The sequence below is a fragment of the Microvirga yunnanensis genome, from assembly GCF_025460875.1.
Window position 1 is genome coordinate 105,715 of the sequence record NZ_JAMXFI010000006.1, and the last position, 13,486, is coordinate 119,200.

At 65.4% G+C, this 13,486-nt stretch carries 16 protein-coding genes; 4 read left to right on the plus strand and 12 right to left on the minus strand.

What is annotated here, in order from left to right; all coding sequences use genetic code 11:
• Positions 1–7: 7 nt before the first annotated feature.
• The 5 genes from NF876_RS05085 to NF876_RS05105 all read right to left on the minus strand — a co-directional run bounded on the left by NF876_RS05085 (position 8) and on the right by NF876_RS05105 (position 4,915).
• On the minus strand, positions 8–586 hold the full coding sequence (locus tag NF876_RS05085) for a L,D-transpeptidase (RefSeq protein ID WP_262267758.1): 579 nt from the start codon (positions 584–586) through the stop codon (positions 8–10).
• A gap of 255 nt (positions 587–841) precedes the next feature.
• Positions 842–2,104 carry a patatin-like phospholipase family protein gene (locus tag NF876_RS05090; RefSeq protein WP_262267759.1) on the minus strand — a complete coding sequence of 421 codons (1,263 nt, stop codon included), beginning with the start codon at positions 2,102–2,104 and terminating at the stop codon, positions 842–844.
• 10 nt (positions 2,105–2,114) lie between these two features.
• Positions 2,115–2,939: a 3-hydroxybutyrate dehydrogenase gene (locus NF876_RS05095; protein WP_262267760.1), complete on the minus strand. Its 825-nt coding sequence runs from the start codon at positions 2,937–2,939 to the stop codon at positions 2,115–2,117.
• 139 nt (positions 2,940–3,078) lie between these two features.
• On the minus strand, positions 3,079–4,341 hold the full coding sequence (locus NF876_RS05100) for an MFS transporter (protein ID WP_262267761.1): 1,263 nt from the start codon (positions 4,339–4,341) through the stop codon (positions 3,079–3,081).
• 76 nt (positions 4,342–4,417) lie between these two features.
• Positions 4,418–4,915: a cupin domain-containing protein gene (locus tag NF876_RS05105; RefSeq protein WP_262267762.1), complete on the minus strand. Its 498-nt coding sequence runs from the start codon at positions 4,913–4,915 to the stop codon at positions 4,418–4,420.
• Positions 4,916–5,143: 228 nt separating this feature from the next.
• Between NF876_RS05105 and NF876_RS05110 the strand changes: the two genes are divergently transcribed.
• Complete coding sequence (locus tag NF876_RS05110; protein WP_262267763.1) at positions 5,144–6,100, plus strand: LysR family transcriptional regulator; 957 nt, start codon at positions 5,144–5,146, stop codon at positions 6,098–6,100.
• 3 nt (positions 6,101–6,103) lie between these two features.
• On the opposite strand, the gene NF876_RS05115 is transcribed toward NF876_RS05110, so the two are convergent.
• From NF876_RS05115 to NF876_RS05125, 3 genes are all read right to left on the minus strand, one after another.
• Complete coding sequence (locus tag NF876_RS05115) at positions 6,104–7,426, minus strand: NAD(P)/FAD-dependent oxidoreductase (protein WP_262267764.1); 1,323 nt, start codon at positions 7,424–7,426, stop codon at positions 6,104–6,106.
• A 44-nt stretch (positions 7,427–7,470) separates the two neighbouring features.
• On the minus strand, positions 7,471–7,926 hold the full coding sequence (locus NF876_RS05120) for a DoxX family protein (protein WP_262267765.1): 456 nt from the start codon (positions 7,924–7,926) through the stop codon (positions 7,471–7,473).
• 137 nt (positions 7,927–8,063) lie between these two features.
• Positions 8,064–8,642, minus strand: coding sequence for an NADPH-dependent FMN reductase (locus NF876_RS05125; protein WP_262267766.1), 579 nt, complete (start codon positions 8,640–8,642; stop codon positions 8,064–8,066).
• 177 nt (positions 8,643–8,819) lie between these two features.
• Between NF876_RS05125 and NF876_RS05130 the strand changes: the two genes are divergently transcribed.
• Together NF876_RS05130 and NF876_RS05135 are read left to right on the plus strand one after the other, a co-directional pair.
• Positions 8,820–8,966 carry a hypothetical protein gene (locus NF876_RS05130; RefSeq protein ID WP_262267767.1) on the plus strand — a complete coding sequence of 49 codons (147 nt, stop codon included), beginning with the start codon at positions 8,820–8,822 and terminating at the stop codon, positions 8,964–8,966.
• A 104-nt stretch (positions 8,967–9,070) separates the two neighbouring features.
• On the plus strand, positions 9,071–9,487 hold the full coding sequence (locus NF876_RS05135; protein WP_262267768.1) for a response regulator: 417 nt from the start codon (positions 9,071–9,073) through the stop codon (positions 9,485–9,487).
• Positions 9,488–9,632: 145 nt separating this feature from the next.
• Here NF876_RS05135 and NF876_RS05140 read toward each other — a convergent pair whose 3' ends face one another.
• The 3 genes from NF876_RS05140 to NF876_RS05150 form a co-directional block, all read right to left on the minus strand.
• Entirely contained in the window at positions 9,633–10,403 is a 771-nt protein-coding gene (locus tag NF876_RS05140) for an HvfC/BufC N-terminal domain-containing protein (RefSeq protein ID WP_315975002.1), read from the minus strand.
• A gap of 9 nt (positions 10,404–10,412) precedes the next feature.
• On the minus strand, positions 10,413–11,309 hold the full coding sequence (gene bufB / locus NF876_RS05145; RefSeq protein ID WP_262267769.1) for an MNIO family bufferin maturase: 897 nt from the start codon (positions 11,307–11,309) through the stop codon (positions 10,413–10,415).
• A gap of 105 nt (positions 11,310–11,414) precedes the next feature.
• Entirely contained in the window at positions 11,415–11,720 is a 306-nt protein-coding gene (locus tag NF876_RS05150) for a BufA1 family periplasmic bufferin-type metallophore (RefSeq protein WP_262267770.1), read from the minus strand.
• 295 nt (positions 11,721–12,015) lie between these two features.
• Between NF876_RS05150 and NF876_RS05155 the strand changes: the two genes are divergently transcribed.
• Complete coding sequence (locus tag NF876_RS05155) at positions 12,016–12,510, plus strand: DUF302 domain-containing protein (protein WP_262267771.1); 495 nt, start codon at positions 12,016–12,018, stop codon at positions 12,508–12,510.
• 144 nt (positions 12,511–12,654) lie between these two features.
• Here NF876_RS05155 and NF876_RS05160 read toward each other — a convergent pair whose 3' ends face one another.
• Positions 12,655–12,936, minus strand: coding sequence for a hypothetical protein (locus NF876_RS05160; protein ID WP_262267772.1), 282 nt, complete (start codon positions 12,934–12,936; stop codon positions 12,655–12,657).
• Positions 12,937–13,486: the final 550 nt, after the last annotated feature.

Sequence of the window (13,486 nt, forward strand, 5' to 3'; positions counted from 1 at the left end):
GCGCTCGTCAGCGCAACACCACGACCCTGGTGCCGACCCGGGTTCGGCTGTACAGGTCGATGACATCGGCATTGGTCATCCGAATGCACCCGGACGAGACCGCATACCCGATGGTCTGCGGCTCATTGGAGCCGTGGATCCGGTACATGGAGGAGCCGAGGTACAGCGCCCGGGCACCTAACGGGTTGTCCAGGCCGCCGGGCATGTAGCGCGGCAGATCAGGACGTCGCCGCAGCATCGCGGCCGGAGGGCTCCAGGCGGGCCATTCCCGTTTCATGCTGACCGTCTTGGTCCCCGTCCAAGTGAAGCCCGGACGTCCGACACCGATGCCGTACTGGATGGCCTGCCCGTTGCCGAGCACAAAATAGAGCCGGCGCTGACTGGTTGAGATGACGATCGTGCCGGGCCGCTGGGTGCCGGGCCAGGTGACCAGCCGCCGCGCGGTCGGGGAGACCGGCCCACCAAACACGCGCTCGAAGAAGCTGGCTTGCTCTCCGTTGAGGGAGGCGACAGGCTGGGCCCCGGCGGAGCCGGCGAACGCCACACTGCACGCAAAAGCCATGACAGTGAACACGGAGCGGATCATGCGGACCTCCCCCACGTGGAATGGCATAGCTTCAACGCCTGAAGTCCGAGCTTCGGTTCCCTGCGAAATGGGAGTGCCTCAGAGGGGATACGCGGTGCCTTAGAGCATCGGATGGGTCCCAAGAGTGCAAGTCCACTTTTCACGTCCGATGCTTTAGCCCGGCGCTGCAATCAATCCCTTGGCGATTTGATCAGTCGGGTGGCGTGAGTTCCGATTCAGCCGCGAGCTGGAGATCCCGTGATCTCTGGCCTGTCCTTATCCTGCCGTCATCATCACGCCTGGCCTGGCTTCGTGCAGGATGAACCCCTCGACCGGATCGAAGTCACCCGACCACGGTTCCAGTTCCAGAACCCGGCTCGTGTCGGCATAGCCCGCCTCCCAACGGCGGCGGATGCCCCGCGGGCTGAAGTCGATGTCTTTGGTGTGGTCCTCCCCGTCGAAAGGCGGCGCCAGCAACCGGACAACGTGCATGCGGGTCAGGCAGCCATAATCGGCCAGCTCCCGCACCGCCTCGGTCATCCGCTCCTTTTCCGGCAGCCGGCGCACGAGCTCGGCAATCACGTGGCGCAACCGATGGATCTGCTTCTGCCGTGCGATGTGGCTGACCGCGCGGCTGGAATACTGGATGTCCTTCTGCCGGCCCATGACCTGCCAGATGGTATCCGGTTCGGGTCCCTGCGGATTCCAGATGTGGACCGCGAAGATGACCGAGTTTTTCCGTGGGTTGTCGTCGAATACCGCCTCGACCGGCGTGTTCGACAGGATGCCGCCATCCCAGTAGAGATCGCCGTCGATCCGCACGGCCGGAAAGGCCGGGGGCAGGGCGCCGGAGGCCATGACATGGCGGATATCGAGGTCCATATCGCGGTTGTCGAAGTAACGCATCTCGCTGGTGCGCACATTGGCGGCTCCCACCGTCAGGCGGGTCTTTCGACCGTTGATCTGGTCGAAGTCGACGAGCTCGGACAGGGTCCGCGCCAGAGGCGAGGTATCGTAATAGCCGGCGGATTCCGATCCGAGGGGCAGCTGGAGGCCGAGGAAAGCGGGCAGGTTCGGCCGGAAGAAGGCCGGGATGCCCTGAGTAATGGTCGCTAGGTTCATGGCCAGCGGTCCCACCAGGGGCCACGCGCCCAGGAGCTCCACCCACGGCTCGTGCCGCATGCGGCTCCAGAACTCCCGGAGCCGCTCCAGGCGGTGCTCCGGCGCGTTGCCGGCGATCAGGCTGGCGTTGATGGCGCCGATGGACGTGCCGATGACCCAGTCGGGTTCGATCCCGGCCTCGTGCAGGGCCTGATAGGCGCCAACCTGATAGGCTCCGAGCGCACCGCCGCCCTGGAGAACGAGAACGACCTGTCCAAGCTCCTCCGGGATGCGGCGGCGGCGTGCCGGTATGGTGTCCGGGAGCCGTTGTTCCGTGATTGCCTCCGGGGGCGTTCCCGTTCGCTCGAGTTCGCTGATCACCGCTTCGTCGGAGCCCTTGTCCGTCCTGAACCGATCACGTGTGACTTGCTTGAGCATGGCGTCCTCCTCAATGGGCGGTCCAGCCGCCGTCGACCGGCAGGGCGGCGCCCGTGATGGACGCGGCGCCATCGCCGGCCAGGAACGTGGCGAAGGCGCCGATCTCGTCGACGGTGGCGAACCGCTTGTTGGGCTGCTGCGCCAGCAGCACGTCCCGAATGACCTGCTCGCGGGGGATCCCGTGCGACCTGGCCTGATCATCGATCTGTGCCTCGACCAGCGGGGTTGAAACGTAGCCTGGGCAGATGGCGTTGCAGGTGATGTTCTGCTCCGCCGTTTCGAGAGCGACCACCTTGGTCAAGCCGACGATCCCGTGTTTCGCCGCCACGTAGGCAGCCTTGAACGGGGAGGCGACCAGCGCATGCGCCGAGGCGATGTTGATGATGCGCCCCCATCCCTGCCGCCGCATGGCCGGCAGGGCGAGGCGGATGGTGTGGAAGGCAGAGGAGAGATTGATCGCCAGCACTGCGTCCCACGTCTCGACCGGGAACCGGTCGATGGGGCTGACATGCTGGATCCCGGCATTGTTGACGAGGATGTCCAGGCGGCCGAACGTCTCCAGAGCACGATCGACCATGCCGGCGATCTCGTCCAGTTTGGTCATGTCGGCCGCCGAGTAGATCGCCTTGCCGCCCGTCTCGCGCCGAAGGGATTCGAGGGTGTCGTTGATCTCCTCCGGCTTGCCGAAGCCGTTGATGACGACGGACGCTCCGGCGGATGCGAAGGCGCGGGCGATTCCGAGGCCGATGCCGCTGGTCGAGCCGGTGACGATGGCGACCTTGCCGTCCAGAGCTTTTGCGGTGCCGGTCGCTGGCTGGGTGAAGGCGACGTTCATGGTGATCCTCCTGGGAGTGGTGCGCTGTTCGAGCGGAGCGTCATCCGACCCGTTCGACGATGGCAGCGGGAGGCTCCGATCGGAAATGCCGGCTCGCTGCCGTATCGATAGAGGTCCGCTATCGAGCCCCCGGGTACGCCTAGGGGACCGCGGCCGGGGCTGGCGTCGGGACGTCCCGCCCTGTTTCGGGCAAAGGCTTCTCGGCCATGGGCCGCAACCGGACGGCCAGAAGCGCGGCGATCAGGAGCGAGATCCCGACGCCCGTGACGCACGCTCCCCAGCCGAAGCGATCGAAGACCTGCCCCAGGACCGCGCTGCCCACCAGCCCGCCCGAGAAATACGCGGCGAGATAGAGCCCGCTCGCCGAACCCCGGTCCGTCGTGGCCGCATGGCTGACGAAGCCTGTCGCGGTCGCCTGGGCGAAGAAGGTGCCGACCCCGATGAGCATCAGGCCGATCAGGACGGCCGGCAGGCTCGGCACGACCAGGAGGGGCAGGCCGAGGCCTGCCACGGCGAGCGCCCCCCAGAAGGTCGGCCGGGTCCCAAACCGCTGCACCGCACGGCCGGCCAACAGGGTCGTGACGATGGACGGCGCGAAGACGAGGTACACGAGCCCGAGGCTCATCTGGCCGAGCGCGATCGGCTCGCGCACCAGCACGAAATTCACGAACGTGAAGGTGCCTATGAAGGCAAACAGGATGCAGAATCCGATGGCGAAGCTGGGGCGCAGGAGCGGGTTGCGCAGGTGCTCGGCCCAGATCGAGAGAGGCGGTGCGCCAGGTTCGTCCCGAGCCGTCACCATCGCGGATTGGGTGAGCCAGACATAAACGATCACCGCGCCGAGAAGATTGAGGCCTGCCAGGGACAGGAAGGTCACCGGCAGGCCGAGATGTTCGGCGAGCCCCGCCGCCAGAAGCCGGCCGAACAGGTTGCTGGCGACGTTGCCCGTGATGTAGGCCGCAAAGGCCCCGCCGGCATCCGTGGCGCTGCAATGCTCGCCGAGATAGGCGAGGGTCAATGTGAAAGCGCAGGCCATGCACAGTCCCTGGGCGACCCGCAGGACCGTGAAGGTCGCCAGGTCAGGCGCAATGGCCAGCAGGGCCGTCGGGATCGCCAGCACCGTGAGGCTGATCAGGATGCCGCGCCGGCGATTGATGCGATGGCTGAAGTAGGCGACGCCCAAGCAGGCGACTGCCATGCCCATCGTGGTGGCATTCACGGCAAAGCCTATGGCGGCGGGTGTCTCGCCATAGCTCCGGGCCAGAGCCGGCAGGATGGCCTGTGTCCCAAAGAGGTCGACCACCGTCAGGAAGGCGATCAGGCCGATCAGGATCGTACGCTCGAGCGCGCCCGCATGATGGCCCCGAAGCGGCGGAGCTTGGTGGCGGCTGTATGCGGTCATGGTCGTCTCCTGTCGCAGCAGGGTCGCCGGATGCTCGTTCCGGCAGGCCCAGCACCGGGCAATGCAGCCGCCCCGGTCACATCATGTGAGGGTCTGCCTTGGGCACGTCGTGGAACACGTCGGAGGACAGCAGCACGACCGGTGCCTTGCTGGTGTTCTTCCACCAGTGCTGAACCCCGCTCTTCTCGACCGAGACCTCGCCGGCCTTATGCACGATCGGCACGGAGCAGTTGCTGGCATATTCCTCGATGGTGCCCGAGACCACGGAGATCAGGGCCGGACGGTCCTCGTGGCTGTGCCAAGGGACCACGCCGCCGGGCTGGATCACCAGCTTCCGGGTCCGGAGCTGATGGTCCGACAGGGAGACCTTCTCCTTCGACAGGTCGATCGAGGCGAGCACGGTATCCGTGACGCCTTTGGGCTGGGTTTCGCCCTGCGTGCGGACGCCGGGGCTGACCTTGTCCGCCGGGCACTCCCCAGCCTGGGCCGGGAGGGAAAGGACGGCACCCGCCGCTAGGGTAGCCGCGCAAAGCCCGGTCCGGATCATATGAGCGCCTTGAATTCGGTTCAGCATGTCGATGTCTCCTCTGTTCCGCCGCGCCCGGATGGAGGCACCTTCGGGAGCCAGCGCGATGCGGTGATCGGATGGTCGGGCAGGTGGGGGCGGAAGTGAAATGCCGAGCAGACCTCGACTCGATAGCCAAAAGCTATCGCGGCTCCGGAGCCGCAGGTGCTATTTTACGCGTGCGGGCTTGTCGGCGTGGACACCGATCCCTGGAGAATCCCTTCGAAGGAGGATCCCATGGAAATGCACCAGATCCGGTACTTCCTGGCCGTATGCGAGGAACTCAACTTCACACGAGCGGCAGAACGCTGCAACGTGGCCCAGCCCTCCCTGACGCGAGCGATCAAGCTCCTCGAGGAAGAGCTGGGCGGCCAGCTCTTTCACCGGGAGCGCGCCAATACCCACCTGTCGGAGCTCGGCCGGATGGTGAAGCCGCATCTGGAGGAGGTGTACACGCGCTCGCTGGAGGCCAAACGGCAGGCCCTCGATTTCACGAAACTCAAGAAGACGACGTTGAGGCTCGGGGTGATGTGCACGATCCAGCCGGACGAGCTCATCGATCTGGTCAGTGGGCTTCAATCCAGGCACCCCGGAATCGAGCTCGAAGTGGTCGATGCCAGCGCGGCCCAGTTGGAGGACCGGCTTCTCAATGGGGATCTCGAGGTGGCCATCTACTGCATCCCGGGCCAGGAGCCGGATGAGCGCCTGCACTACATGCCCCTGTTCCGGGAGCAGTTCATGATCGTGGTGTCGCCCAACCACCCGTTGGCGCAGCGCAACACGATCCGCCCGAGCGACCTCACGGGCGACCGCTACCTGAATCGGGTGAATTGCGAGTTCTTCTGCTATGCCGGAGCGCTCTGGCGCGAGCACGGCTTCGAAGGATGCGCGACCGTCTACCGGAGCGAACGCGATGACTGGATCCTCGCCATGATCGCCGCCGGGCTTGGCTTCGGCTTCATGACGCAAAGCTGCGCCAAGCATCCCATGGTGGTCTGCCGCCCCATGGTCGATCCCGAGTTCTGGCGCGAGGTGAACCTGGTGACCGTCCGCGGGCGGCCGCACTCGCCCGCGGTCGGCGCCCTGGTCAAGGAGGCGATGCGGGCGCGCTGGCTCGGCCAGCCCGCGATCGCCGCAAGAGCCGAGAAAGACCGAGTGGCTCTCGAGCCCCCACGCCTTGAGCCGGCCCAATGAGAGCTATGCCACCCCCTTCAGGTGTGGCTTGGTGATCGACGTTCTCAGGACGTCCTGGTCGAGACCAGGATCGGGACCTGTGATGAGGCGCGTCCCGCGCTGGAAGCTGACATAGGTCCAGGCCCAGTTCATCGCCACGGCCAGCCGGTTGCGGAAGCCGATCAGGAAGTAGATGTGCGCCACGCTCCAGAACCACCATGCCGGATAGCCGCTGAGGCGGAGCCGGCGGAACTGCGCCACGGCCTTCTTCCGACCAATCGTCGCCAGTGAACCTGGATTGCGGTAGCGAAAGGACGGGAGGTCCCCACCGGCGACTCGTGCTTCGATCAGCCTGGCGACATACTTGCCCTCCTGCTTCGCCACGGGGGCGACACCCGGGAGGGGCGTTCCGTCCATGTCGAGCACGTGGGCCGTGTCGCCGATGACGAAGACATTGGGGTATCCCGGCACGCTGAGGTCCGGCGCGACCCTGACGCGCCCCACCCGGTCGGTCTCGGCCCCCAGCCATTGGCCGGCCAGCGACGCCTGCATGCCTGCGGCCCAGACAACGGTGCGGGCCTCGATCCGCCGATCCCCGAGAGAGACCCCATTCTCATCGCAGGCTGTCACGGACGTCGAAACCTGAACGTCGACCCCGAGTTCCTCCAGCGAGCGCTGCGCCGCCTCCGAGAGATGTTCCTCGAAGACCGGCAGAAGGCGCGGGCCCGCTTCAACCAGGACGACGCGGGCCTGGGTCGGGTCGATCGAGCGGAAGTCGGTCGCCAGGGCCTTCCCGGCCAGTTCGGCGATGGCTCCTGCCATCTCGACGCCCGTCGCGCCGCCCCCGACGACCGCGAACGTGAGCAGGCGACGGCGCTCCTCCGGGTCCGTTTCGAACTCGGCCCTCTCGAAGGCCAGCAGGATCCTGCGGCGCAGGCCCGTGGCATCGTCGATCGTCTTGATCCCTTTCGCGAACGCCTCCCAGTCGTCATGACCGAAGTAGGCATGCCGGGCCCCGGTCGCGAGCACGAGATAGTCGAACGGGATGCGGCGATCATCCGCCATCACCGCGCCGGACGCTGGATCGACTCCGGTGGCTTTCGCCAGCATCACGGACGTGTTCCGCTGGCCTCTGAGGATCGTGCGGATGGGCGAGGCGATATCGGCCGGCGAGAGCGCGGCCGTCGCAACCTGGTACAGCAGAGGCTGGAACAGATGGTAGTTGCGTTGATCGATCACCGTGAGCTCGACCGGCGCTTTCGCGAGGGCCTTTGCGACCGTCAGTCCGCCGAAGCCGGCGCCGACGATCACGACGCGGGGGCGCCCGGTGTGAGGCTTGTCATTCATGTCAGGCTCCTTTCGTCGGGTTCCGAGGGATTCCCGTGAAGGGTTCATCGGGCGAATGCGGCGACCTGCGGCCTGCGGAACACGAGATGATCGAGGGAGAGGATGCCGGGGCCGCGGCTGATGACGACCAGGAGGGCCGTGGCCCAGAGAATGTGGTCCGGCCAGCCGCTCGGATAGACGAAGACCTGGATCACGGCCGTCATGGCGAGCAGCCAGGCCGCCGACAGGCGCGACGCGAGACCGACGACCAGCAGGACCGAGACGACATTCTCGGAGAACGTCGTCAGGTACGCCGCGAAATCGGGCGGGAGCAGCGGAACCATGTACTCCTCGCGGAACAGGAAGAACGTGGAATCCTTGATGTGGAATCCCTCGATCTTGGTCTGGCCCGAGCGCCAGAAGACCCCGCCGGCGGCGAGGCGGGCGATCAGCGAGACGAGACTGTCGGGTATGGCGTCAGCGAGAGCAATGCCCCGATCGGCCAGAGCTTTGACGGACATCGTGGAGCCTCCTTTGGTTCAGGACCGGAGGATGCCGGTCCTGTCCCGACATCACACCACCCGCCGGTCCGCGCCGGAAATACCATGGAGCAATCGATCCCATAGACGACCGCTATTTTGCCCCGACGGACCGACCGTCAATAAGGCGTTCCCTCCGCACGCCGGCGCCGCAAGGCCTCGGCATACCAGGCGAGTTCACTGACGAAGCGGCCGGCGGCTTTGTCGAGCCAGGGCACTTGCGCATATCCGTCGGAGGTGAGGGCCGTGCCGATCTCGGGAATGGGCAGGAGGGAAGGAATGCTTGGGGTTCCGATCTCGCCCAGCATGGCGCGAAGCTGCATGGCGGCCCGGACGCCGCCGAAGCGTCCGCCCGAGTAGCAGACGATGGCGGACGGACGCCAGAAATACTCCTCCAGGAAGTGATCCAGCGTGTTCGACAGGGCCGGCGGGATGCTGTGGTTGTACTCGCCCGACACCACCACGAAGGCATCGGCCTTTCGGAGGAGTTCGGCGAGACGCTCGAGGATCGCGGGAGCCTCTCCCTTGGGATACTCCTTGTACATGCGATCGAGCAGGGGGAGGTTCAGCTCGAGGGGATCCACAAGGGGCGCGTCATACCCACCATTCTCGAGGTGACGGATGATGAAGCGGGCGGCCCGCAGCCCCTGCCTGTCGGAGCGGACCGAGCCCAGGATGACCGGTACGAGGAGCGGCATCTCGTCCTCCTGTCGCTCGATGTTCGGGCGCAGGGCATGGATCCGCCCTGACGCCCCTCCATCAAGCCACCAGGCGCTCCGGATCTGAAATGCCCGAAAGCCATCGAACCCATAGCATCCTTCTATGGGACTTTCTGCGACCGTGGGTGTCTCGTGAAGCGGGGGAGATCCCACCTGATGGATGCCACGCACTGCCGCTCATCGCTGACCGGAATGACAGCGCGCGTCGGGTCCCGCTCCCGAGCCTTCCTCATGCGGCTTGAGGCGTGGATCGGCACGATTGAGCGCGCCATCAATGCCGCGGTCCATAGAGCCTTTCTATGATCGCGGAAGCCGGCCGATATTTCCGCTCGTGCTCGCCGAATGCCATCCTCTGAACGTCAAATAGCCGAAGCCCCTTGGGTCCGGCTCGGCACAAGGAGGTTATGATGAGCACGAGCGAAGCCGAACATGTCCTTGTCGTGGACGACAATCACATCTTCCGCGAGACCCTCGCACAGAGGCTGCGGGATGCAGGACACCGGGTCACCGCGGCAGAGAGCGCGGAGAAAGCCTTTTTCGCCTTGCGCGACTGGAGCAGGCCGGTCGGTTGGCTTTACACGCGTGCCTGCCTGCCGGGTCTCATTGACGGCTGGATCCTCGCCGACGAATACCACGACCACCAGAGGAGGCGCGCGGTCATCATCGCCGCGTCGGAGGCGCGCGAGTCGCGACAGGGGGATATCGTCCTGAATCACCCGTCAGTCACGACCGTTCTGGAGATGCTCCGACACGCGATCGAGGCAGCGCGCGCCAAGACGGCCGTGGCACCTGCCGAAACGGGCTATCAGCGGCGTGCCGCCTGACTGCCACGGATTCCTGGATCGTCATCGCGGGGCTCACCGCCGCGGACTTCGGAAACCGACATCCAGGGCATCGGTTCCGTAGGGCCGAAAGTATCGATCGAGGACGTCGGCATCGGCCCTGCATCCTCCTCTGCCGCTCGAAACGCTACTCCCGTGAGCTGCGGATGCCGACGATGATCCGAACGGCGAGGACTCCCGACAGCGTGGTGATGAGATCGAAGCGCGGATCAGTCATCGCCACGTCAGCGGCAGTCCTCAAACTGGCGCCCTTCAGCAGCGCCGTCAGGAACGTGGCCGCGCCCGGCGGCAGGCGGTGGACCTTCACCTCGAGATCCGGCCGGACCACCAGCGCGTCCTCCGCTATCGAGCTGTCGATGACGGGATGATCATCCGTGCGGACATGCGCCTCCCAGATCGACACGATCGGATACACAGATGTCGCGACCTGCACGGAGGGATGCAGCTCAACGTGAATCTGCTCCCATCGACACGGAGCAAGGGATGCAAGCTCGTCCACTGTCAGGGGAGTGGCATCCGCGGCGTGATAGGCGCGGGTGAGCGCACTTTCGAGCCGGGCCACATCGCCCAGGTAGGGCACCGGGTGCGCCGGTGGAAAGGTATCGACGAAGTTCGCAAAGTCGTCGCCATAGGTCATGAGGACGGGCGAACGGGGAGGCGACAGCTCGATGAACACCCGCGCCATCGCACGGAAGAACTCGTCACCGACAAGCGCATGGCAGACGGGGAACCGGGTCACGAGGGCTTCGGTCAGGCCGACGAAGACGTTGTTGCGGTACACGTCGAAGCGGCGGTCGATCCGGTCGAGCCCAGCGGTTCGAATCCCCGACGGCACCTCGCGCGTTCGGTCGAGCAGGGCCATGGAGAATCTCTTCTGAAGCGTTCGGAGCGCCATCATGACAGGCCCTCATGCGGTCGCGAACATGGCTTGGCGGCGGCATCGCTCGTTGGACAGGGCGCGATCCGCTTTCCGGGCTTCCTTCATCAGAACCGGAAATGCGGGAACGTCGTTGTCCCATTCGATCAGCGTCGGCACCGGTCCGGTTCGCTTGAGAGCCTGCTCGAACAGCCTCCAAACAATGTCCGCCACCGGCGTGCCATGAGCGTCGATCAGGAGCCGGCCCCCGGCATCATCCTGGTCCTCGGCAAAACCCGCGAGATGGATCTCGCCGACGTGCTCGACCGGAAAGGCGTCGAGATAGGCTCCGGCGTCATAGGCGTGGTTGGTGGCCGAGACGAAGACGTTGTTGACGTCGAGCAGCAGCCCGCAGCCGGTCCGCCCGGCAACCTCCGACAGGAAGTCGACTTCGGCCATGTCGCTTTGCTCGAATGCGATGTAGGTCGATGGATTCTCCAGCAGCAGACGCTGCCCCAACGTCTCCTGGACCTCGTCGATGTGCTCGCAGACCCGCCGTAGGGTCGGGCCATCGTACGGTACCGGCAGCAGGTCGTTGAGGTACAGGTTGTCGTGCGTGGACCAGGCGAGATGCTCGGAGAAGGACTCGGGCTCGTAGCGCTCGATCAGGCGCCGCAAGCGCGCGAGATGCGTCTTGTCGAGCGGCTGGTCCCCACCGATGGACAAGCCCACTCCATGCACCGACAGCGGATAATGGGCCCGGATCCGCTCCAGGTACCGGTGCGGTGGTCCCCCGTCGCCCATGTAGTTCTCCGCATGAACCTCGAAGAAGCCCACCGGGGGCGAGGTTTCGAGGATGTCCCGATAATGCCGGGGCTTCAGGCCCAATCCGGATCGTGCCGGAAGCACCCCGAGGCCGAAGGCCGCCACGGACGCTGATGAGGTCATGATCGCCTCCTGTCCTTTGCTCAGGGATGGCCCGGGGCAGGCAATCGGTCCCCGGGGTTGACACATGTCGGCCGATGGTAGGCCGGCCCTTGTCCGCAGCCCGGCTCAGGACCGGGGAAGGTCCCGGTTCAAGGCTTGCAGGCTGCCCATGCGGTTGCCCGGTGCCATCACGGTGGTGCAGGTGCCCTTCGGGACGATCTTCCACGCGTTGCCCTGGTAGTCGACCTTGGACGTGCCGGCACACGTCGTGCCGGGGCCGGCCGCGCAGTCGTTCTGCCCCTTGAGGGCAACCCCGAAGCACTTTTCCTGGTCGGCCGTCGGCGGAGGCTTGGGCTCGGCATGGGCTACCGCGACATACCCGAGGGCGGCCGCCATGGCACCTGCAATGCTGATCGTGGTTCGACTGGTCATGGAATGTTTCCTCCGTTCGTGACGCGGCGCTCCAACGGCGTCCGCACGAGCCATGCTCATGGAAACGGAAGGGCAGGTGAAATACCGGCCTGCGATGGAGCCGATAGCCGCCGTCTATGATGGGCTGAACCGGGTGGCTCGACCCATGGCTTTCCTCGGCCCTGTCCTCGGGATGTCGATAGCCCGACGGCATGGACTCGAAAGCCATTCGGAATTTCAGGCAAAGAGCGCGCGGCCTCATGCTCGCGGCATGGCTCACGAACAGCAGGTGGGCGGCAACCAGGAGGACCCATCCATGACATCCCGCATCGCAACTCTCGCCGCAGCGACCCTCATCCCGTTCACCTTCGCCCTAGTGTCTGCCGGCGCAAAGGCGGAGGAGTCGACCCGGCAAGTGCTCGAGAACGGACTCGTCCGCGTCAGGAGCGCTTACCCGTTCAAAGAGACCATCGACCGGATCAAACAGGACATCGCGGCAAAGGGCATCGTGTTCTTCCTCGCGGTCGATCAATCGAAGCTCGCTTCCGAGGCCGGGATCAAGCTGAGGCCGTCAACGCTACTGGTGTTCGGCAATCCAGCACTCGGCTCGCAGTTCATCACGTCCAACCCGGATGCAGGGATCGACTGGCCGGTCCGGCTGCTGGTTTCGGAGGACGAGACCGGTGCCGTATGGACCGTTTACAACGACTTCCAGTTCATCGCTCGCCGCCACGGCATCACGGACCGAGGTGCCGCTTTCGACAAAGCGTCTGATGTGATCGAGTCCATCACATCGAGCGCTTCACGATAGGATCCGGTGAGGCGACGAGAGCATCGGACGTGAGGTCGACGACAAGTCCGATGCTTGAGGCAATTGCCTTGAACATTCGAGATCCCATGTGCGGTGGACGTGCGGACAGCCTTTGCAGGCCTGTCTTCCACGGCTCGGCCGCCGTCACTCCTTCCGTGACGCGTCGCGGATCATGGCGTCCGCGATCGCCTGGCGCTCCTGCGTGAGGGACCCGGTCGCGACGGGTTGGCCCGCTCGCCTGTACCAGTACGCCGCATTCGAGAGATCGCCTTCCTTGCGATGCAGATAGGCATGGACCCAGGCGCATTGACGGTCGGCCTCGTCCATCTGGACAAGGCCGTGCGCCCTGTCCCAGTCGTCCCGGGCATCCCACCAGAGGGCCTGCAACGCTCGGCTCCAGCCTTCAGGGGGACTGGAATGAGACATGGACGCCTCGAACGTGACGAAACTCATGATCCACCTTGCAAAGCCATTGACGCAGGAAGCCGCGTCCGTGTCAGCGATATAGTTCGTTTCGGGACGACGGAAAGCTGCAGGACCGCTTATCGGGTTCCGATGCACTCATCGTGCGACAGGTCTCATCCGGTGCATCGGCCGAATGACCGTCGCGGTCGTAGGCGGTCGCATCATCCGTCAGGATCCGGGCCAGCCCATCGAGTTCCTGCACGGATCCGGAATCACCCCCGGTGACCACCGGATGCCGCGTTCATCCTGATCCCCGACACTGCGCCCATGGGCCGATGGCCAAGCCGGGATCGCTGCGGAACGGCCGGGCCAGAGGCCGCATCGAAGCTCTGAGGCCGCCAGGAGCAGGACGAGGCAAGCCCGTGACCTTCTCAGTCTCGCAAGCCAGTTTGATCGACCGCCACGTGCTGATCGTCAAGGGCGAGGACTTCATCGCCGACGACATCGCACAGGTCCTGGAGCAAGCCGGGGCGGCGGTGACCGGGGGCTCGAGCAGCGGATGGGTCGCCGA